The following is a 20881-nucleotide window of genomic DNA, read 5'->3' as shown; positions in this document are numbered from 1 at the left end:
GGCACCCCGGTGGACACCCTCCAGATCCCCGCGCTCGGCGATGCCGAGGAGCTGACCTGCGACGTCCTCGTCATCGGTGGCGGTACCGCCGGCACCATGGCGGCCCTGACCGCCGCCGAGCACGGCGCGGACGTCCTGCTCCTGGAGAAGGCCCATGTCCGGCACTCCGGGGCCCTCGCGATGGGCATGGACGGCGTCAACAACGCGGTCATCCCCGGCCGCGCCGAGCCCGACGACTACGTCGCCGAGATCACCCGCGCCAATGACGGCATCGTCGACCAGTCCACCGTCCGCCAGACCGCCACCCGGGGCTTCGCCATGGTGCAGCGCCTGGAGTCGTACGGCGTGAAGTTCGAGAAGGACGAGCACGGCGACTACGCGGTCCGCCAGGTCCATCGTTCCGGCTCCTATGTGCTGCCCATGCCGGAGGGCAAGGACGTCAAGAAGGTGCTGTACCGGCAGCTGCGGCGGCGCGAGATGCGGGAGCGGATCCGCATCGAGAACCGGGTGATGCCGGTGCGCGTGCTGACCTCTCCCGAGGACGGGCGCGCCATCGGGGCGGTCGGCTTCAACACCCGCACGGGGCAGTTCGTCACCGTCCGCGCGGGCGGGGTCGTCCTCGCGACCGGTGCCTGCGGCCGCCTCGGCCTGCCCGCCTCCGGCTACCTGTACGGCACCTACGAGAACCCCACCAACGCGGGCGACGGCTACGCCATGGCCTACCACGCGGGCGCCGAACTGACCGGCATCGAGTGCTTCCAGATCAACCCGCTGATCAAGGACTACAACGGTCCGGCCTGCGCCTACGTCGCCAACCCCTTCGGCGGCTACCAGGTCAACCGGCACGGCGAACGCTTCGTCGACTCCGACTACTGGTCGGGCCAGATGATGGCCGAGTTCGCGGCGGAGGTCGCCAGCGACCGGGGCCCGGTGTACCTGAAGCTGAGCCACCTCCCCGAGGAGTCGATCTCGGCCCTGGAATCGATCCTGCACTCCACCGAGCGTCCGACCCGGGGCACCTTCCACTCGGGACGCGGTCACGACTACCGCACCCACGACATCGAGATGCACATCTCGGAAATCGGCCTGTGCGGCGGTCATTCGGCCTCGGGCGTACGGGTCGACGAGCACGCCCGCACGACCGTCCCCCGCCTGTACGCCGCCGGTGACCTGGCCTGCGTCCCGCACAACTACATGATCGGCGCGTTCGTCTTCGGCGACCTGGCCGGCTCGGACGCGGCCCGGTACAAGGCCTACGACGGTGAGCTTCCCGCCGACCAGCTGCGTGAGGCGCACGAGTTGATCTACCGCCCGTTGCGCAACCCGGAGGGCCCGCCGCAGCCCCAGGTCGAGTACAAGCTGCGCCGTTTCGTGAACGACTACGTGGCCCCGCCGAAGTCGGGCGCGCGGCTGTCGCTGGCCCTGGAGTCCTTCGAGCGGATGCGCGACGACATCGCCGAGATGGGCGCCCGCACCCCGCACGAGCTGATGCGGTGCGCCGAGGTGTCCTTCATCCGTGACTGCGCGGAGATGGCCGCGCGCGCCTCCCTGGCCCGTACCGAGTCCCGCTGGGGCCTCTACCACGACCGCCTCGACCACCCTCGCCGCGACGACGACTCCTGGTTCCATCACCTCGATCTGCACAAGTCCCCCTCTGGTGCGATGGAGTTCACGGCCCGTCCCGTGGCTCCCTATCTGGTTCCGGTCGACGAGTTCGCTCCCGTCGGCGGCCCCTCCCGGCCGCTCGGCGAAGTCCACCCCGAGGACGTGGCCACGGCCGGTTCACGGGACGTGGCACCCGTCGCCGCCGGGGCCGAGGCAGCCGCCCCGCAGGTCACGGACGGCTCGGCGCCTCCGACGCCCGAACACGCCCTCGATCGGTCCTCCCCCCAGTCGGCTGTTCGTCTTCTCGAACTCGTCGCCCTCGCCGAGGACGAACCCGAACTCGACTCGCTGCTGCCCTACTTGACCGACGCGGCGGCCGCTGTCCGGCGCGAGGCCGTCGCCGTCCTCACCGAGACGGTGCCGTCGGGCACCGGTCCGGCTCTCGCCGAGGCGCTGCGCGACCCCTCCGCGGAGGTGCGTGCCGTCGCGGCGGCCTCACTGCGCGAACTCGTCGAGACCCTGCCGGCGGAACCGGCCCTGCGCGACGGCCTCGCCGCCGCCCTGGCCGAGCCTGACCCCGTCGTCCGCGCCGCGGCCCTGGACGTGCTGCGCGCCCTGCGCCTCGGTGACGCCGCCCTGTTCGCCGGCTCTCTCACCGACGCCGACATCGCCGTCCGTATCGAGGCCGTCCGTGCCCTGGTCTCCGTCGACGCCGCCGAGGAGCTGGCCCGCGCGGCGACCGCCGACCCGTCCCGCGAGGTCCGTGTCACGATCGCCAAGTCCCTGGCCACGGTCGCGGCCGGACGCCTGAGCGAACCCTCATCGTCCGACACCGACCCCAGCACCACCCCCACCCCCCACGCCGGCTCCGGCTCCGGCTCCGGCTCCGATGCGGGTGTCGCCGGCGAGCACGACGCCGTCCACGCGGCCCTCGTCGGGCTCGTCGACGATCCCGATGCCCTGGTGCGTGCCGCCGCCTACGGGGCCTTGGGCACCACCGGCTGCCCGGTGCCACTCGCCGCGCGGGCCGTGACCGCCCTGGCCGACCCCGCCTGGCAGGTCCGCGCCGGCGCCGCCACCGCGCTGTCGGTGGCCCACCCCGACACCGCCCTGCCCGTCCTCGCCAAGACCCTGGCCGACCCGAACGCCGACGTCCGCAAGGCCGCCGTCCTGGCCCTGACCCGACACCGAGCCTCGGAAGCCGCCCGCGCGGCCCTCGCCACGGCGACGACGGACTCCGACGCGGACGTCAGGGCGTACGCGACGCGCGCTCTATGACCAGCTCACGCGCCGCTTCCGTGCCGCCCCCGGCCGACTTCCAGGGGCGCCCTCGCCCAGCCCCCGGCGCCCTAGTGAATCCAGTCCCCTACATCCAGTCCTCGGGCTCCGGCTCCTGGTCCATCTCGGGCCAGTAGTCCGCACCACCCGGATCCGTGGCGGCACCCCGAGCGGTGGCAGGAGCCGGGCTCTCGGCGGGCCCCGAAGCGGCGGTGCCCGGCGCCCCGCCCAGTGCGGCCAGCACCGCGATCACGCCCTCCCCGTACGTCACCAGCTTCTTCTCGCCGACCCCGCTGATGCCGCCGAGCTGCTGCGCCGAGGTCGGCCAGGCCGTGGCGATCTCCCGGAGCGTGGCGTCGTGGAAGATGACGTACGCCGGGACGCCCTGCTCACGGGCCTGCTCGGCACGCCAGGCCCGCAGGGCCTCGAAGGCCGGCACCAGTTCCTCCGGCAGCTCGGCCACGGCGGCCTTGGACTTGCTCCTGCCGGAGGAGGAAGAGCCCGACGCCTTCGACGTCGCCGACTTCTTCGGCTCCTTGCGCAACGGCACGTCCCGCTCGCGGCGGAGCACCGACCCGCTGGCCTCCGTCAGCACCAGCGTGCCGTACTCGCCCTCGACCGCGAGCAGCCCCTGCGCCAGCAACTGCCGCACGACGCCCCGCCATTCACCCTCGGAGAGGTCCTCTCCGATGCCGAACACCGACAGCTGGTCATGGTCGAACTGGATCACCTTGGCCGAGCGCTTGCCCGTCAGGATGTCGACGATCTGCACCGCGCCGAACTTCTGCCCGCGCTCCCGCTGGAGCCGCACCACGGTCGACAGCACCTTCTGGGCCGCGACGGTGCCGTCCCAGGTCTCCGGGGGTGTGAGGCAGGTGTCACAGTTGCCGCAGCCCGCCGGCTCCGGTTCCTGGCCGAAGTAGGCGAGGAGCTGTCCGCGGCGGCACTGGACGGTCTCGCACAGCCCCAGCATCGAGTCCAGGTGCGCGGCGGCCCGCCGACGGAAGGCCTCGTCACCCTCACCGGACTGGATCAGCTTGCGCTGCTGTATGACGTCGTTGAGGCCGTACGCCATCCATGCGGTGGAGGGCAGTCCGTCACGGCCGCCACGCCCCGTCTCCTGGTAGTAGCCCTCGATCGACTTGGGCAGGTCGAGGTGGGCGACGAATCGTACGTCCGGCTTGTCGATGCCCATGCCGAAGGCGATGGTCGCGCACACGACCAGGCCGTCCTCCCGCAGGAACCGGGACTGGTGCGCCGCGCGCGTGCCCGCGTCCAGACCCGCGTGGTAGGGCACCGCCTCGACGCCGTTGCGGGAGAGGAACTCGGCCGTCTTCTCGACGGAGTTGCGCGAGAGGCAGTACACGATGCCCGCGTCGCCCGCGTGCTCCTCGCGCAGGAAGCTCAGCAGCTGCTTCTTCGGGTCGGCCTTCGGCACGATCCGGTACTGGATGTTGGGCCGGTCGAAGCTCGCCACGAAGTGCCGGGCCGACGGCATGTTCAGCCGCTGGGTGATCTCCTCGTGCGTCGCGCGGGTGGCCGTCGCCGTGAGGGCGAGCCGCGGGACGTCCGGCCAGCGCTCGCCGAGCAGCGAGAGGGACAGGTAATCGGGGCGGAAGTCGTGGCCCCACTGGGAGACACAGTGCGCCTCGTCGATCGCGAAGACCGCGATCTTGCCGCGGGAAAGGAGGTTCAGGGTGGAGTCCAGGCGCAGTCGCTCCGGCGCCAGGTAGAGCAGGTCCAGCTCGCCGGCCAGGAACTCCGCCTCGACCACACGCCGCTCGTCGAAGTCCTGCGTGGAGTTCATGAACCCGGCGTTCACGCCGAGGGCACGCAGCGCGTCCACCTGGTCCTGCATCAGCGCGATCAGCGGCGAGACGACAATGCCTGTACCCGGTCTGACCAGGGCAGGGATCTGGTAGCACAGCGATTTTCCACCGCCGGTGGGCATGAGGACGACCGCGTCCCCGCCGGCCACCACGTGCTCGATGACCGCTTCCTGCTCGCCGCGGAAGGCGTCGTATCCGAAGACCCGGTGCAGCGTGGCCAGTGCCTCGCTGTCGGTCCGCTCCGGTGTCCCGGTGATCGCTGTCATCGCGCTGATCCCACCCGTCCCGCCCATCGTCTGGTCCCCCGTACGTCGTCTCTCGACCACTGCCTCCACGATAGGGGTCCGGACTGACAGCGCCGGAGTTATCCACAGGTTCGGTGCGGTGACTCCGGGTGACTGGCGGAGGAAGATCCCCGAACTCGATCGCCTGTACGACGCCGGCGGGCCCGGTCCCCACCTGGGGAACCGGGCCCGCCGTCAAGCCACACGCAGGCGGCTCACCTGCTCGGAGCGGCTCAGCGAACGAAGACTCCCGCCTGGTTCGCCAGGTCCAGGAAGTACTGCGGCGCCACGCCGAGCACCAGCGTGACCGCCACGCCGACCGCGATCGCCGTCATCGTCAGCGGTGACGGAACGGCGACGGTCGGGCCCTCGGGCTTCGGCTCGCTGAAGAACATCAGCACGATCACGCGGATGTAGAAGAACGCCGCGATCGCCGACGAGATCACGCCGACCACGACCAGCGGGGCCGCGCCGCCCTCCGCCGCCGCCTTGAACACGGCGAACTTACCTGCGAACCCGGAGGTCAGCGGGATACCGGCGAAGGCCAGCAGGAACACCGCGAACACGGCCGCCACCAGGGGTGACCTGCGCCCGAGCCCGGCCCACTTGGACAGGTGGGTCGCCTCGCCACCGGCGTCGCGCACGAGGGTGACCACCGCGAACGCGCCGATCGTCACGAACGAGTACGCCGCCAGGTAGAAGAGAACCGACGAGACGCCGTCCGGAGTGGTCGCGATGACACCCGCGAGGATGAATCCGGCGTGCGCGATGGACGAGTACGCCAGCAGCCGCTTGATGTCGGTCTGTGTGATCGCGACGATCGCGCCGCCCAGCATGGTGACGATCGCGACGCCCCACATGACCGGCCGCCAGTCCCAGCGCAGGCCGGGCAGGACGACATAGAGGAGACGCAGCAGCGCGCCGAAGGCGGCCACCTTGGTCGCCGCGGCCATGAAGCCGGTGACCGGGGTCGGCGCGCCCTGGTAGACGTCGGGCGTCCACATGTGGAACGGCACCGCGCCCACCTTGAACAGCAGCCCCATGACGATCATCGCGGCGCCGACGAGGAGCAGCGCGTCGTTGCCCATGGTGTCGGCGAGCGCCGGGTTCACGTTCTGGACGGTGCCGTCGACGACCTGCGCGATCGTGCCGTACGACACCGAGCCCGCGTACCCGTACAGCAGGGCGATGCCGAAGAGGGTGAACGCGGAGGCGAACGCGCCGAGGAGGAAGTACTTGACCGCGGCCTCCTGCGACATGAGCCGCTTGCGGCGGGCCAGTGCGCACAGGAGGTACAGCGGCAGCGAGAAGACCTCCAGGGCGATGAACAGGGTCAGCAGGTCGTTGGCCGAGGGGAAGACCAGCATGCCGGCGACCGCGAACAGCAGCAGCGGGAAGACCTCGGTCGTCGTGAACCCGGCCTTGACGGCGGCCTGTTCACTGTCGCTGCCGGGCACGGAGGCGGCCTGGGCGGCGAAGGAGTCGACCCGGTTGCCGTGCACCTCGGGGTCGAGGCGCCGTTCGGCGAACGTGAACAGGCCGACGAGGGAGGCCAGCAGGATCGTGCCCTGAAGGAAGAGGGCCGGTCCGTCGACCGCGATCGCGCCCATGGCCGCGATGCGTGCCTTCGTGGTGCCGTATCCGCCCTCCGCCAGCGCGACCACCGCGGCGAAGGCGGCGACCAGCGCCACGACGGATACGAACAACTGTGCGTAGTAGCGGTGCTTGCGCGGCACGAAGGCCTCGACCAGCACTCCGATGATCGCCGCGCCCAGGACGATCAAGGTGGGCGACAATTGCCCGTACTCGATCTTCGGCGTGTCGATCTTCGAGATCGGTTCGGCCGCGGTTGCCGCCGTTGTCCACAGGCTGTGGACGGCTGATGCGCTCACTTGGCCGCCTCCACCTCGGGCTGGGGGTCCTTCTTGTGTACGTCGGACAAGGTCTGCTTGACCGCCGGATTCACGATGTCCGTGACGGGCTTCGGGTAGACGCCCAGGAAGATCAACAACACGATCAGCGGGGCGACCACCACGAGCTCACGCGCGCGCAGGTCGGGCATCTCCGAGACCTCGGGCTTCACCGGCCCCGTCATCGTCCGCTGGTACAGGACGAGTGTGTAGAGCGCGGCGAGGACGATGCCGAAGGTGGCGATGATGCCGATCGCCGGGTAGCGCGCGAACGTGCCGACCAGGACCAGGAACTCACTCACGAAGGGCGCGAGTCCCGGTAGCGAGAGCGTCGCCAGACCGCCGATCAGGAAGGTGCCGGCGAGCACCGGGGCGACCTTCTGCACCCCGCCGTAGTCGGCGATGAGCCGCGAGCCGCGCCGGGAGATCAGGAAGCCCGCGACCAGCATCAGGGCGGCTGTCGAGATGCCGTGGTTGACCATGTACAGCGTCGCCCCGGACTGACCCTGGCTGGTCATCGCGAAGATGCCCAGGATGATGAACCCGAAGTGCGAGATCGACGCGTACGCCACCAGCCGCTTGATGTCCCGCTGGCCCACGGCCAGCAGCGCCCCGTAGATGATGCTGATCACCGCGAGGACGAGGATGGCGGGCGTCGCCCACTTGCTCGCCTCCGGGAACAGCTGGAGGCAGAACCGGAGCATCGCGAAGGTGCCGACCTTGTCGACGACCGCCGTGATGAGCACGGCGACCGGGGTGGTCGCCTCACCCATGGCGTTGGGCAGCCAGGTGTGCAGCGGCCACAGGGGGGCCTTCACGGCGAAGGCGAAGAAGAAGCCCAGGAACAGCCAGCGTTCGGTGTTCGTCGCCATGTCGAGCGTTCCGTTGGCGCGGGCCTCGGCGATCTCCGTGAGCGAGAAGTTCCCGGCGACCACATAGAGGCCGATCACCGCGGCCAGCATGATCAGACCGCCGACCAGGTTGTACAGGAGGAACTTCACGGCCGCGTACGACCGTTGCGTGGACGCCACCTCCTCGCCGTGCTCGTGGGCCCGGTCCCCGAAGCCGCCGATGAGGAAGTACATCGGGATCAGCATGGCTTCGAAGAAGATGTAGAAGAGGAAGACGTCGGTCGCCTCGAAGGAGATGATCACCATCGCCTCGACGGCCAGGATCAGGGCGAAGAAGCCCTGCGTCGGCCGCCAGCGCTTGTTGCCCGTCTCCAGCGGGTCGGCGTCGTGCCAGCCCGCGAGAATGATGAACGGGATCAGCAGCGCGGTGAGCGCGACGAGCGCGACCCCGATGCCGTCCACGCCCAGCTCGTACCTGACCCCGAAGTCCTTGATCCAGGAGTGGGATTCGGTGAGCTGGTAGCGGCCGCCGTCCGGGTCGAAGCGGACCAGGACGACGATCGCCAGGGCGAGTGTCGCCAGAGAGAACACCAGGGCCAGCGATTTGGCGGCGTTGCGCCGGGCAGCCGGTACGGCGGCCGTGACGACCGCCCCGATCGCCGGGAGCGCCGCCGTCGCTGTCAGCAGAGGAAAGGACATCGGTATCAGACCGCCCTCATCAGCAGGGTCGCGGCGATGAGGACCGCCGCACCGCCGAACATCGAGACCGCGTACGACCGCGCGAAGCCGTTCTGGAGCCGGCGCAGGCGCCCGGAGAGGCCGCCGACCGAGGCCGCCGTGCCGTTGACGACTCCGTCGACCAGGGTGTGGTCGACGTAGACCAGGGAGCGCGTGAGGTGCTCGCCGCCGCGGACCAGGACGACGTGGTTGAAGTCGTCCTGGAGGAGGTCGCGCCGCGCGGCCCGGGTGAGCAGCGACCCGCGCGGGGCGACGACCGGGACGGGGCGGCGGCCGTACTGGGCATAGGCGATCGCCACGCCGATGACGAGGACCACCATGGTCGCGAGGGTGACCGTCAGGGCGCTGACCGGGGAGTCGCCGTGGCTGTGGCCCGTGACAGGCTCCAGCCAGTGCAGGAAGCGGTCGCCGATGCTGAAGAACCCACCGGCGAAGACCGATCCGAACGCCAGCACGATCATCGGGATCGTCATGGACTTCGGGGACTCGTGCGGGTGCGGCTCGTGGCCGTCCGCGTCGGGCTGCCAGCGCTTCTCGCCGAAGAACGTCATCAGCATCACGCGCGTCATGTAGTACGCGGTGATGGCCGCGCCGAGCAGGGCGCAGCCGCCGAGGATCCAGCCCTCGGTGCCGCCCTTGGCGAACGCCGCCTCGATGATCTTGTCCTTGGAGAAGAAGCCGGACAGGCCCGGGAAGCCGATGATCGCGAGGTAGCCGAGTCCGAAGGTGACGAAGGTGATCGGCATGTACGTGCGCAGGCCGCCGTACTTGCGCATGTCGACCTCGTCGTTCATGCCGTGCATGACGGAGCCCGCGCCGAGGAACAGCCCGGCCTTGAAGAAGCCGTGCGTCACCAGGTGCATGATCGCGAAGACATAGCCGATGGGGCCGAGGCCCGCGGCCAGCACCATGTAGCCGATCTGCGACATGGTCGAGCCGGCCAGCGCCTTCTTGATGTCGTCCTTCGCGCAACCGACGATCGCACCGAACAGCAGCGTGACGGCACCGACGACGGTGACGACCAGCTGCGCGTCGGGGGCGCCGTTGAAGATGGCCGCCGAGCGGACGATCAGGTACACACCCGCCGTCACCATCGTCGCCGCGTGGATGAGGGCCGAGACCGGGGTCGGGCCCTCCATCGCATCCCCGAGCCAGGACTGGAGCGGCACCTGGGCGGACTTGCCGCAGGCGGCGAGCAGCAGCATCAGGGCGATGGCGGTCAGCTTGCCCTCGCTCGCGTCACCCGCGACGCCGGGCTCGCCCTCCGCCCCCAGCAGCGGGCCGAAGGCGAAGGTCCCGAAGGTGGTGAACATCAGCATGATGGCGATCGACAGGCCGATGTCGCCGACGCGGTTGACCAGGAAGGCCTTCTTCGCGGCGGTGGCGGCACTGGGCTTGTGCTGCCAGAAGCCGATGAGCAGGTAGGACGCGAGCCCGACGCCCTCCCAGCCGACGTACAGCAGCAGGTAGTTGTCGGCAAGGACGAGCAGCAGCATCGCCGCCAGGAACAGGTTCAGATAGCCGAAGAAGCGGCGGCGCCGCTCGTCGTGCTCCATGTACCCGATCGAGTACAGGTGGATCAGCGAGCCGACGCCCGTGATCAGCAGCACGAACGTCATCGACAGCTGGTCGAGGCGGAAGGCGACGTCCGCCTGGAAGCCCTCGACCGGGATCCAGCTGAACAGGTGCTGCGTCAGCGTCCGGTCCTCGGCGTCCTTGCTCAGCAGGGCGCTGAAGAGGATGACACCGAACACGAAGGAGGCGGACGACAGGAGCGTGCCGATCCAATGGCCGACGGCGTCGAGCCGGCGGCCGCCGACCAGAAGGACGGCCGCTCCGAGCAGGGGCGCCGCGATCAGCAGCGCAATCAGGTTCTCCACGATTCTTCCGACCCCTTACAGCTTCATCAGGCTGGCGTCGTCGACCGAGGCCGAGTGGCGGGAACGGAACAGCGACACGATGATCGCGAGTCCGACCACGACCTCCGCGGCGGCGACGACCATCGTGAAGAAGGCGATGATCTGGCCGTCGAGATTGCCGTGCATCCGGGAGAAGGTGACGAACGCGAGGTTGCAGGCGTTGAGCATGAGCTCGATACACATGAAGACGACGATCGCGTTGCGCCTGATCAGCACGCCCGTCGCACCGATCGTGAACAACAGGGCCGCGAGATAGAGGTAGTTGACGGGGTTCACTTCGACGCCTCCTCCGTCCGCTTCAGGTGTGGCGGCTCGATCGCGGCCCGCTCAAGGCGCTCCTCGGCGCGCTGCTCCAGGGCCTTGAGGTCGTTCAGCGCCTCGGCGGACACGTCCCGGATCTGACCGCGGTCGCGCAGCGTCTTGCTGACCGTGAGCTCCGAGGGGGTGCCGTCGGGCAGCAGACCCTGGATGTCCACGCCGTTGTGCCGCGCGTACACACCGGGCGCGGGAAGCGGCGGTACGTGCTTGCCCTCACGGACACGCTCTTCGGCCAGCTCCCGCTGGGTCTTGGCCCGCTCGGTGCGCTCGCGGTGGGTGAGCACCATGGCCCCGACCGTGGCCGTGATGAGCAGGGCGCCGGTGATTTCGAAGGCGAAGACGTACTTGGTGAAGATGAGGGCGGCGAGGCCCTCCACATTGCCGTTCGCGTTCGCCTCGGCGAGGCCGTTGAACTCCGTCAGGGAGGCGTTGCCGATGCCGGCGATCAGCAGGATGCCGAAGCCGAGGCCACTGACGAGGGCCAGCCAGCGCTGCCCCTTGATGGTCTCCTTCAGCGAGTCCGCCGCGGTGACGCCGACGAGCATCACCACGAACAGGAACAGCATCATGATCGCGCCGGTGTAGACGACGATCTGCACGATGCCGAGGAAGTAGGCGCCGTTGGCGAGGTAGAACACCGCCAGGACGATCATGGTGCCGGCGAGGCAGAGCGCGCTGTGCACGGCCTTCTTCATGAAGACGGTGCACAGGGCGCCGATCACCGCGACGGTGCCGAGCACCCAGAACTGGAAGGCCTCGCCGGTCGAGGTGGAGTAGGCGGCGAGTTGTGCGCTCATCGGCCGACCACCTCCTGCGACGTCGGCTCGTCCGTGCCGGACGTGGCGGCGGCCTCCTGCGGGGCCTCGCCCTTGGAGACGGCCGGCTGCTGTTCCGTGCCGGGCGCCGCCTCCGTCACCAGACCCCGGTAGTAGTCCTGTTCGTCCGTACCCGGGTAGATCGCGTGGGGCGAGTCGACCATGCCCTCCTCGAGGCCGGCGAGCAGTTGTTCCTTGGTGTAGATCAGGTTGGCGCGGCTGGAGTCGGCGAGCTCGAACTCGTTGGTCATCGTCAACGCGCGCGTGGGGCATGCCTCGATGCACAGGCCGCACAGGATGCAGCGGGCGTAGTTGATCTGGTAGACCCGCCCGTACCGCTCGCCCGGGGAGTAGCGCTCCTCGTCGGTGTTGTCCGCGCCCTCGACATAGATGGCGTCGGCGGGGCAGGCCCAGGCGCACAGCTCGCAGCCGACGCACTTCTCCAGGCCGTCCGGATGGCGGTTGAGCTGGTGCCGTCCGTGGAACCGGGGAGCTGTGGTCTTCTGTTCCTCCGGGTACTGCTCGGTCAGCCGCTTCTTGAACATGGCCTTGAAGGTCACGGCGAAGCCGGCCACGGGGTTCTGGAAGCCAGGCGTCGTCTGCCCGGCCTCCTTGGGCTCCTCAGCCATCGGACGTCTCCTTTCCATCCAGCGATCCGTCACTCACAGTGTCCACTCCACCACTGACAATGAGCTCTCGCTCCTGGTGGGGGCGGCGTCGGGGCACCGGCGGCAACTCCTGCCCCGGCAGTGGTGGTACGGGGAATCCGCCCGCCATCGGGTCGAAGCCGGCAGGCTCGGCGGGGGCCTGTGTCTCCTTGCCCGCGTTGCGGAACATGTCCGCGATGAAGGACAGCAGCAACAGGGTCAGGACGCCGCCGCAGACGTAGAGAGCGATCTCGGAGAAGTCGTAGTTCTCGTTGCGCAGGGTCCGTACGGTCGCGACGAGCATCAGCCACGTCACCGAGACGGGGATCAGGACCTTCCAGCCGAGCTTCATCAGCTGGTCGTAGCGGACACGGGGAAGCGTGCCGCGCAGCCAGATGAAGAAGAACAACAGCAGCTGCACCTTGACGACGAACCAGAGCATCGGCCACCAGCCGTGGTTCGCGCCCTCCCAGAAGGTGCTGATCGGCCAGGGAGCCCGCCAGCCGCCGAGGAAGAGCGTGGTCGCCACCGCGGAGACCGTCACCATGTTCACGTACTCGGCGAGCATGAACAGCGCGAACTTGATCGACGAGTACTCGGTGTTGAAGCCGCCGACCAGGTCGCCCTCGGACTCCGGCATGTCGAAGGGGGCGCGGTTGGTCTCGCCGACCATCGTGACGATGTAGAGGATGAAGGAGACCGGCAGCAGCAGGATGTACCAGCGGTCCTGCTGCTGCTCGACGATCGTCGACGTCGACATGGACCCCGAGTAGAGGAACACCGAGGCGAACGCGGCGCCCATCGCGATCTCGTAGGAGATCATCTGCGCGCAGGACCGCAGTCCGCCCAGCAGCGGGTAGGTGGAGCCGGAACTCCAGCCCGCCAGCACGATCCCGTAGATGCCGATCGAGGCGACCGCGAGGATGTAGAGCATCGCGATCGGCAGGTCGGTCAGCTGCATCGTGGTGCGCTGGCCGAAGATCGAGACCTCGTTGCCGGCCGGACCGAAGGGGATCACCGCGATCGCCATGAAGGCCGGGATGGCCGCGATGATCGGCGCGAGGATGTACACCGCCGTGTCCGCGCGCTTGACGATGAGGTCTTCCTTCAGCATCAGCTTGATGCCGTCGGCGAGGGACTGGAGCATGCCCCAGGGGCCGTGCCGGTTGGGTCCGACGCGCAGCTGCATCCAGGCGACGACCTTGCGCTCCCAGACGATGGAGAACAGCACGGTCACCATCAGGAAGGCGAAGCAGAAGACGGCCTTGACGACGACCAGCCACCAGGGGTCGCGGCCGAACATCGACAGGTCTTCAGCGGCGAGGTACGGGATCATGCCTCCACCTCCTCGGGGGCGTCGGCGAGGAGCGTCGCCGGGCCGATGCGGACAAGGGCGCCGGGGGTCGCCCCGGAGTCGGAGGCGACGCCTGCGCCCGTGGAGTTCAGCGGGAGCCAGACCACCCGATCGGGCATCTGCGTGATCAGCAGCGGGAGTTCGACCGACCCCGCGGGCCCGGTCACGGCGAGGACGTCGCCGTCCTTGACGCCCACTTCGGCGGCCGTGGCGGGCGACACACGCGCGCGTGCGGCGTGCCGCGTCCCGGCGAGCGCCTCGTCCCCCTGCTGGAGGACACCCTGGTCGAGCAGCAGGCGGTGTCCGGCGAGGACGGCCTCCCCCGCGGCGGGGCGCGGCAGCTGGGCGGCGGTCTCCAGGGACTCGGAGGCCCGAGGCCCGTCCCACGCGCCGAGCCGGTCGAGCTCCGCACGCGCGGTGCGCAGATCCGGCAGGCCGAGGTGGACGTCCATGGCGTCGGCGAGCATCTGGAGCACGCGCGCGTCGGCGGGCGCCGGTCGGCGTGTCATCTGGTCGGGCTTCAGTGCCGCCTCGAAGAAACGGACCCGGCCTTCCCAGTTCAGGAAGGCGCCGGCCTTCTCGGCGACCGCGGCCACCGGGAGGACGACATCGGCGTGCTCGGTGACCTCGCCGGGCCGCAGCTCCAGCGACACGACGAAGCCCGCCTCGGCAAGTGCCGCACGCGCGCGTGCCGGGTCGGGCAGGTCCGCGATCTCGACGCCCGCGACGAGCAGCGCCTGAAGTTCGCCGGACGCGGCGGCCTCGATGATCTGTCCGGTGTCCCGGCCGAAGCGGTGCGGAAGGTCGGCGAGGCCCCAGGCCGCGGCGACCTCCTCACGCGCGCGTGGGTCGGTGGCCGGACGGCCGCCCGGAAGCAGCGACGGCAGGGCGCCCGCCTCGATCGCGCCTCGCTCGCCCGCCCGGCGTGGGATCCACACCAGTCGGGCGCCGGTCGCCGCGGCGGCCCGTACGGCGGCGGTGAGGCCGCCGGCCACTCCGGCCAGCCGCTCGCCGACGACGATCACCGCGCCTTCGGCCCGCAGCGCCTCGGCCGCCTTGCCGCCCGCGTCCTCCAGGCCGACGCCGCCCGCGAGCGCGTCCAGCCATTCGGTCTCGGTGCCCGGGGCGGCCGACAGCAGCGTGCCGCCAGCCTTCTCCAGGCCCCGGGTGACGTGTGTGGCCAGCGAGAACACCCGCTGCCCGTGCTTGCGCCAGGCCTTGCGCAGCCTCAGGAAGACGCCGGGCGCCTCCTCCTCCGACTCGAACCCGACCAGCAGGACAGCGGGCGCCTTCTCCAGGAAGGTGTACGTGACGCCCGTACCGTCGAGGTCACGGCCCCGGCCGGCGATGTGGGCGGCCAGGAAGTCGGCCTCCTCGCTGCTGTGCACGCGCGCGCGGAAGTCGATGTCGTTGGTGTCGAGCGCCACGCGCGTGAACTTGCTGTACGCGTAGGCGTCCTCGATGGTGAGGCGGCCGCCGGTCAGGACCCCGGTCCTGCCACGCGACGCCAGCAGGCCCTGGGCCGCGATCTGCAACGCCTCCGGCCAGGAAGCCGGTACGAGGTCTCCCTCGGCGTCGCGCACCAGAGGCGTTTCGAGCCGGTCCCGCTGCTGGGGGTACCGGAACGCGAACCGCCCCTTGTCGCAGATCCACTCCTCGTTGACCTCGGGGTCGTTGGCGGCCAGGCGCCGCATGACCTTGCCACGCCGGTGGTCGGTGCGCGTGGCGCAGCCGCCGGAGCAGTGCTCGCAGACCGACGGTGAGGAGACCAGGTCGAAGGGCCGGGAGCGGAATCGGTACGCCGCCGAGGTCAGCGCGCCGACCGGGCAGATCTGGATGGTGTTGCCGGAGAAGTACGACTCGAAGGGGTCGCCCTCGCCGGTGCCGACCTGCTGGAGCGCGCCCCGCTCGATCAGCTCGATCATCGGGTCGCCCGCCACCTGGTTGGAGAACCGGGTGCAGCGCGCGCACAGCACGCATCGCTCACGGTCGAGCAGCACCTGTGTGGAGATCGGCAGGGGCTTCTCGTACGTCCGTTTCCTGCCCTCGAAGCGGGACTCGGCCTGGCCGTGCGACACGGCCTGGTTCTGGAGAGGGCACTCGCCGCCCTTGTCGCAGACCGGGCAGTCCAGCGGGTGGTTGATGAGGAGCAGCTCCATCACACCGTGCTGTGCCTTCTCGGCCACCGGCGAGCTGAGCTGGGTCTTCACCACCATGCCGTCGGTACACGTGATCGTGCAGGACGCCATCGGCTTGCGCTGGCCCTCGACCTCGACGATGCACTGCCGGCACGCGCCGACGGGATCGAGGAGGGGATGGTCGCAGAAGCGCGGGATCTCGATGCCGAGTTGCTCGGCGGCCCGGATGACCAGGGTGCCCTTGGGCACGCTGATCTCGGCGCCGTCGATCGTCAGCGTCACGAGATCTTCCGGCGGGACCGCCGCCTCGCCGCCTCCGGAGGGAGCGCTGGTGGTCACCGTCATGCGTTCACCTCCGTGTGCTTGTCGGCCCAGACCGTCGACTTGGCCGGGTCGAAGGGGCAGCCGCGGCCCGTGATGTGCTGCTCGTATTCCTCGCGGAAGTACTTGAGCGAGGAGAAGATCGGCGAGGCTGCGCCGTCGCCGAGGGCGCAGAAGGACTTGCCGTTGATGTTGTCGGCGATGTCGTTGAGCTTGTCGAGGTCGGTGAGGGCTCCCTTGCCGGCCTCGATGTCCCGCAGCAGCTGCACGAGCCAGTACGTTCCTTCACGGCACGGGGTGCACTTGCCGCAGGACTCGTGGGCGTAGAACTCGGTCCACCGGGTGACGGCCCGCACGACGCAGGTCGTCTCGTCGAAACACTGGAGAGCTTTGGTGCCGAGCATGGAACCCGCGGCACCCACTCCTTCGTAGTCAAGAGGGACGTCGAGGTGCTCCTCGGTGAACATCGGCGTCGAGGAGCCGCCCGGTGTCCAGAACTTGAGCCGGTGCCCGGGTCGCATGCCGCCGCTCATCTCGAGGAGCTGGCGGAGCGTGATGCCGAGCGGGGCCTCGTACTGGCCGGGGCCGGCGACATGGCCGCTGAGCGAGTAGAGCGTGAAGCCCGGGGACTTCTCGCTCCCCATCGACCTGAACCATTCTTTGCCGTTCTGCAGAATCGCGGGAACTGACGCGATCGATTCGACGTTATTCACCACAGTCGGGCACGCATAGAGGCCCGCGACAGCAGGGAAAGGAGGGCGCAGCCGCGGTTGACCACGGCGGCCTTCGAGCGAGTCGAGCAGCGCGGTCTCCTCACCGCAGATGTACGCGCCGGCGCCGGCGTGCACGGTGAGTTCGAGGTCGAGTCCGCTGCCCAGGATGTTCTCGCCGAGGTAGCCCGCCGCGTAGGCCTCGCGCACGGCCTCGTGCAACCGCCGCAGAACGGGAACGACTTCGCCCCGCAGATAGATGAAGGCATGAGACGACCTGATGGCATAACACGCGATCACAATGCCCTCGATGAGGCTATGCGGGTTCGCGAAGAGGAGCGGGATGTCCTTGCAGGTCCCGGGCTCCGATTCGTCGGCGTTGACAACTAGATAGTGCGGCTTTCCATCACCCTGCGGAATGAACTGCCATTTCATTCCCGTCGGGAATCCCGCGCCGCCCCGCCCTCGCAGACCGGAGTCCTTGACGTACGCGATCAGGTCGTCCGGTGACATGGCGAGCGCCTTGCGGAGGCCCTCGTACCCTTCGTGCCTTCGGTAGACATCCAGACTCCAGGACCGGTCCTCGTCCCAGAAGGCCGACAGCACGGGTGCGAGCAGCTTCTCGGGGCTGCTGCCTTTCAACTCGGGTGCCAAGGTCATCACTCCCCCTCCTCGGCGGTAGGCCCTGCCGGGTGAGCCGGGTCGGATGCCGACGTGTCCTGTGGCGCGTCGTGCGAACTCCGGTGCTCCGCGGGCGACGGCTCGTGCTCCGCCCGGTCCTGCGGTTCGTCGTGCGGCCCGCCGTCCCGCGGGTGGACCACACGCGCGGGTGCGGTCTCTCCCCTTGCCAGGCGAAGACCCACCAGCGACGCCGGTCCCGCGCTGCCGCTCGCCTCGACGGCCCCGTCCCGCTCGTCGGGGAAGCCCGCCAGGATCCGGGCGGTCTCCTTGAAGGTGCACAGTGGCGCACCGCGCGTCGGCGAGACGGTGTGACCGATCCGCAGGTCGTCCACCAGGCGCTTCGCGCTCTGCACGGTCTGGTTGTCGAAGAACTCCCAGTTGACCATCACGACCGGCGCGAAGTCACAGGCCGCGTTGCACTCGATGTGCTCCAGGGTGATCTTGCCGTCGTCGGTGGTCTCGCCGTTGCCGATGCCCAGGTGCTCCTGGAGCTGTTCGAAGATCGCGTCGCCGCCCATCACCGCGCACAGCGTGTTGGTGCAGACGCCCACCTGGTAGTCGCCGCTGGGGCGGCGCCGGTACATCGTGTAGAAGGTGGCGACCGCGGTGACCTCGGCCGTGGTCAGTTTCAGCACGTCCGCGCAGAACTGCATCCCGGTGCGCGTGACGTGTCCCTCCTCCGACTGCACGAGATGCAGCAACGGCAGGAGCGCGGACCTGGAGTCGGGATAGCGGGCGATGATCTCGCGCGCATCCGCCTCCAGCCGGGCCCGGACGTCGTCCGGGTAGGCGGGCGCGGGCAGTTCGGGCATACCCAGGCTGACGCCCCGCTCGGAAGAAGAGGTGGTCACCGGTCGACGCCTCCCATAACGGGGTCGATGGAGGCGACGGCGACGATGACGTCGGCGACCTGGCCGCCCTCGCACATCGCTGCCATGGCCTGAAGGTTGGTGAAGGACGGGTCCCGGAAGTGGACCCGGTACGGGCGGGTGCCTCCGTCGGAGACGGCGTGCACCCCTAGTTCGCCCTTGGGTGACTCGACGGCCGCGTACGCCTGTCCCGGCGGGACGCGGAAGCCCTCGGTCACCAGCTTGAAGTGGTGGATCAGGGCCTCCATGGAGGTGCCCATGATCTTCTTGATGTGGTCCAGGGAGTTGCCCAGACCGTCGGGGCCCAGGGCGAGCTGGGCGGGCCAGGCGATCTTCCGGTCGGCGACCATGACGGGGCCGGGCTGGAGCCGGTCCAGGCACTGCTCGACGATCCGGAGCGACTGGCGCATCTCCTCCAGGCGGACCAGGAAGCGGCCGTAGGAGTCGCAGGAGTCCGCGGTCGGGACATCGAAGTCGTATGTCTCGTAGTCGCAGTACGGCTGCGCCTTGCGCAGGTCGTGCGGGAGGCCGGTGGACCGCAGGATCGGGCCGGTGGCGCCGAGGGCCATGCAGCCGGCCAGGTCGAGATATCCGACGTCCTGCATACGGGCCTTGAAGATGGGGTTCCCGGTGGCGAGCTTGTCGTACTCGGGGAGGTTCTTCTTCATCTTCTTCACGAACTCGCGGATCTGGTCCACCGCGCCGGGCGGCAGGTCCTGGGCGAGTCCGCCGGGGCGGATGTACGCGTGGTTCATCCGCAGGCCCGTGATGAGCTCGTAGATGTCGAGAATCATTTCACGATCACGGAATCCGTAGATCATGATCGTGGTGGCACCGAGCTCCATGCCACCGGTGGCGATGCACACCAGGTGGGAGGACATCCGGTTCAGCTCCATCAGGAGCACCCGGATGATCTTGGCTCGCTCGGTGATCTGGTCCTCGATACCGAGGAGCTTCTCGACGGCGAGACAGTAGGCGGTCTCGTTGAAGAAGGACGTCAGGTAGTCCATGCGCGTCACGAACGTGGTGCCCTGGGTCCACGTGCGGTACTCGAGGTTCTTCTCGATACCGGTGTGGAGGTAGCCGATGCCGCAGCGGGCCTCGGTGACCGTCTCGCCCTCGATCTCCAGGATCAGGCGGAGCACCCCGTGAGTGGAGGGGTGCTGGGGACCCATGTTGACGATGATGCGCTCGTCGTCGGCGCGGTTCGCGGACTGGACGACCTCGTCCCAGTCGCCACCGGTGACCGTGTATACGGTGCCCTCGGTGGTCTCACGGGCGGATGCTGACTGCGTGCTCATGAGTACGACCTCCGCTGGTCCGGAGCCGGGATCTGGGCGCCCTTGTACTCGACGGGGATGCCGCCGAGGGGGTAGTCCTTGCGCTGCGGGTGGCCCTGCCAGTCGTCCGGCATCATGATCCGCGTCAGGGCCGGGTGACCGTCGAAGACGATCCCGAAGAAGTCGTAGGTCTCGCGTTCGTGCCAGTCGTTCGTGGGATACACGGAGACCAGCGACGGGATGTGCGGGTCCTCGTCCGGGGCGCTGACCTCCAGGCGGATCAACCGGTTGTGGGTGATCGAGCGCAGGTGGTAGACGGCGTGCAGCTCGCGCCCCTTGTCGTTCGGGTAGTGCACTGCGCTGACCCCGGTACAGAGCTCGAAGCGCAGGGCCGGGTCGTCGCGCAGGGTGCGGGCCACACGGAGCAGGTGCTCGCGCTCGATGTGGAACGTGAGCTCGTCGCGGTCGACGACCGTCTTCTCGATCGCGTTGGCGGGGAGCAGACCCTGCTCCTCCAGTGCGCCCTCGAGTTCGTCGGCGACCTCGTCGAACCAGCCGCCGTAGGGCCGGGTCGCCGCTCCCGGAAGCCGGACGGAGCGGACCAGGCCGCCGTATCCGGAGGTGTCGCCGCCGTTGTTGGCGCCGAACATGCCGCGCTGGACGCGGACCTCCTCGCCGCCCTGGCCGCGCTGACCTGGCAGGTTGGAGGCGGAAAGATCCTTCTCGGGGTTCACCCCGTTCGAGGGGCCGTTCGCGCCGTGGGTGCCGTTTGCGTCGCTCACCGCAGCAGCCCCTTCATCTCGATCATGGGCAGGGCCTTGAGCGCCGCTTCCTCCGCCTCGCGGGCCGCCTCCTCGGCGTTCACGCCGAGCTTGCTGTTCTGGATCTTGTGGTGGAGCTTGAGGATCGCGTCCATCAGCATCTCGGGGCGCGGCGGGCAACCCGGGAGGTAGATGTCGACCGGCACGATGTGGTCGACGCCCTGGACGATCGCGTAGTTGTTGAACATGCCGCCGGAGGAGGCGCACACGCCCATGGAGATGACCCACTTGGGGTTCGGCATCTGGTCGTAGACCTGCCGGAGCACCGGCGCCATCTTCTGGCTCACCCGGCCCGCGACGATCATCAGGTCCGCCTGGCGGGGCGAACCCCGGAAGACCTCCATACCGAAGCGCGCCAGGTCGTAGCGGCCGGCGCCGGTGGTCATCATCTCGATGGCGCAGCAGGCGAGGCCGAACGTGGCGGGGAAGACGGACGCCTTGCGCACCCAGCCCGCGGCCTGCTCGACGGTGGTCAGCAGGAATCCGCTCGGCAGCTTTTCTTCGAGTCCCATG

Annotated in this window: 15 protein-coding genes; 1 reads left to right on the top strand and 14 read right to left on the bottom strand. The window is 69.3% G+C overall.

Annotated elements, in window-relative coordinates:
• The first annotated feature begins 9 nt into the window (after positions 1–9).
• A complete protein-coding gene (locus tag ACFVYS_RS07410; RefSeq protein ID WP_389499729.1) occupies positions 10–2883 on the top strand; it encodes a fumarate reductase/succinate dehydrogenase flavoprotein subunit in 2874 nt (957 codons plus the stop codon).
• Positions 2884–2971: 88 nt separating this feature from the next.
• On the opposite strand, the gene recQ is transcribed toward ACFVYS_RS07410, so the two are convergent.
• From recQ to ACFVYS_RS07340, 14 genes are all read right to left on the bottom strand, one after another.
• Positions 2972–5005 (bottom strand): DNA helicase RecQ, encoded by a 2034-nt coding sequence (recQ, locus tag ACFVYS_RS07405; protein WP_389499921.1) that lies wholly within the window; start codon positions 5003–5005, stop codon positions 2972–2974.
• A gap of 224 nt (positions 5006–5229) precedes the next feature.
• Positions 5230–6888: an NADH-quinone oxidoreductase subunit NuoN gene (nuoN, locus tag ACFVYS_RS07400; RefSeq protein WP_389499727.1), complete on the bottom strand. Its 1659-nt coding sequence runs from the start codon at positions 6886–6888 to the stop codon at positions 5230–5232.
• Entirely contained in the window at positions 6885–8456 is a 1572-nt protein-coding gene (locus tag ACFVYS_RS07395) for an NADH-quinone oxidoreductase subunit M (RefSeq protein WP_389499725.1), read from the bottom strand. The genes nuoN and ACFVYS_RS07395 overlap by 4 nt, the downstream gene beginning before the upstream one ends.
• A gap of 5 nt (positions 8457–8461) precedes the next feature.
• Positions 8462–10375: an NADH-quinone oxidoreductase subunit L gene (gene nuoL, locus ACFVYS_RS07390; protein WP_389499723.1), complete on the bottom strand. Its 1914-nt coding sequence runs from the start codon at positions 10373–10375 to the stop codon at positions 8462–8464.
• Between the two features lie 15 nt (positions 10376–10390).
• Positions 10391–10690 carry an NADH-quinone oxidoreductase subunit NuoK gene (gene nuoK, locus ACFVYS_RS07385; protein ID WP_020130147.1) on the bottom strand — a complete coding sequence of 100 codons (300 nt, stop codon included), beginning with the start codon at positions 10688–10690 and terminating at the stop codon, positions 10391–10393.
• A complete protein-coding gene (locus tag ACFVYS_RS07380) occupies positions 10687–11529 on the bottom strand; it encodes an NADH-quinone oxidoreductase subunit J (RefSeq protein ID WP_054238705.1) in 843 nt (280 codons plus the stop codon). The genes nuoK and ACFVYS_RS07380 overlap by 4 nt, the downstream gene beginning before the upstream one ends.
• On the bottom strand, positions 11526–12176 hold the full coding sequence (gene nuoI / locus ACFVYS_RS07375; protein WP_389499721.1) for an NADH-quinone oxidoreductase subunit NuoI: 651 nt from the start codon (positions 12174–12176) through the stop codon (positions 11526–11528). Before nuoI ends, ACFVYS_RS07380 begins: the two co-directional genes overlap by 4 nt.
• Positions 12169–13530: an NADH-quinone oxidoreductase subunit NuoH gene (nuoH, locus tag ACFVYS_RS07370; protein ID WP_389499719.1), complete on the bottom strand. Its 1362-nt coding sequence runs from the start codon at positions 13528–13530 to the stop codon at positions 12169–12171. The genes nuoI and nuoH overlap by 8 nt, the downstream gene beginning before the upstream one ends.
• A complete protein-coding gene (locus tag ACFVYS_RS07365; RefSeq protein WP_389499717.1) occupies positions 13527–16031 on the bottom strand; it encodes an NADH-quinone oxidoreductase subunit G in 2505 nt (834 codons plus the stop codon). Before ACFVYS_RS07365 ends, nuoH begins: the two co-directional genes overlap by 4 nt.
• Positions 16028–17380: an NADH-quinone oxidoreductase subunit NuoF gene (gene nuoF / locus ACFVYS_RS07360; RefSeq protein WP_389499715.1), complete on the bottom strand. Its 1353-nt coding sequence runs from the start codon at positions 17378–17380 to the stop codon at positions 16028–16030. Before nuoF ends, ACFVYS_RS07365 begins: the two co-directional genes overlap by 4 nt.
• The gene (gene nuoE, locus ACFVYS_RS07355; protein WP_389499713.1) at positions 17377–18249 is read right to left on the bottom strand and encodes an NADH-quinone oxidoreductase subunit NuoE; all 873 of its coding nucleotides are present in this window, start codon (positions 18247–18249) and stop codon (positions 17377–17379) included. The genes nuoF and nuoE overlap by 4 nt, the downstream gene beginning before the upstream one ends.
• Positions 18246–19568, bottom strand: coding sequence for an NADH-quinone oxidoreductase subunit D (locus ACFVYS_RS07350; protein WP_389499711.1), 1323 nt, complete (start codon positions 19566–19568; stop codon positions 18246–18248). The genes nuoE and ACFVYS_RS07350 overlap by 4 nt, the downstream gene beginning before the upstream one ends.
• Positions 19565–20329, bottom strand: a complete 765-nt coding sequence (locus ACFVYS_RS07345) for an NADH-quinone oxidoreductase subunit C (protein WP_389499709.1) — start codon at positions 20327–20329, stop codon at positions 19565–19567. The genes ACFVYS_RS07350 and ACFVYS_RS07345 overlap by 4 nt, the downstream gene beginning before the upstream one ends.
• Positions 20326–20880 (bottom strand): NADH-quinone oxidoreductase subunit B family protein, encoded by a 555-nt coding sequence (locus ACFVYS_RS07340; protein ID WP_057602796.1) that lies wholly within the window; start codon positions 20878–20880, stop codon positions 20326–20328. The genes ACFVYS_RS07345 and ACFVYS_RS07340 overlap by 4 nt, the downstream gene beginning before the upstream one ends.
• Position 20881 lies beyond the last annotated feature (1 nt).

The sequence above is a fragment of the Streptomyces sp. NPDC058295 genome, from assembly GCF_042880655.1.
Classification (GTDB): Bacteria; Actinomycetota; Actinomycetes; order Streptomycetales; family Streptomycetaceae; genus Streptomyces; species Streptomyces coriariae.
The sequence above is the reverse complement of the archived record's forward strand: the minus strand, read 5'-3'. Positions and strand labels throughout refer to the sequence as shown.

Coding starts and splice junctions, on each gene's coding strand:
- recQ (WP_389499921.1), bottom strand. CDS start 5,005: ATGGGCGGGACGGGTGGGATCAGCGCGATGACAGCGATCACCGGGACA.
- ACFVYS_RS07395 (WP_389499725.1), bottom strand. CDS start 8,456: ATGTCCTTTCCTCTGCTGACAGCGACGGCGGCGCTCCCGGCGATCGGG.
- ACFVYS_RS07380 (WP_054238705.1), bottom strand. CDS start 11,529: ATGAGCGCACAACTCGCCGCCTACTCCACCTCGACCGGCGAGGCCTTC.
- nuoI (WP_389499721.1), bottom strand. CDS start 12,176: ATGGCTGAGGAGCCCAAGGAGGCCGGGCAGACGACGCCTGGCTTCCAG.
- nuoH (WP_389499719.1), bottom strand. CDS start 13,530: ATGATCCCGTACCTCGCCGCTGAAGACCTGTCGATGTTCGGCCGCGAC.
- ACFVYS_RS07365 (WP_389499717.1), bottom strand. CDS start 16,031: ATGACGGTGACCACCAGCGCTCCCTCCGGAGGCGGCGAGGCGGCGGTC.
- ACFVYS_RS07350 (WP_389499711.1), bottom strand. CDS start 19,568: ATGAGCACGCAGTCAGCATCCGCCCGTGAGACCACCGAGGGCACCGTA.
- ACFVYS_RS07340 (WP_057602796.1), bottom strand. CDS start 20,880: ATGGGACTCGAAGAAAAGCTGCCGAGCGGATTCCTGCTGACCACCGTC.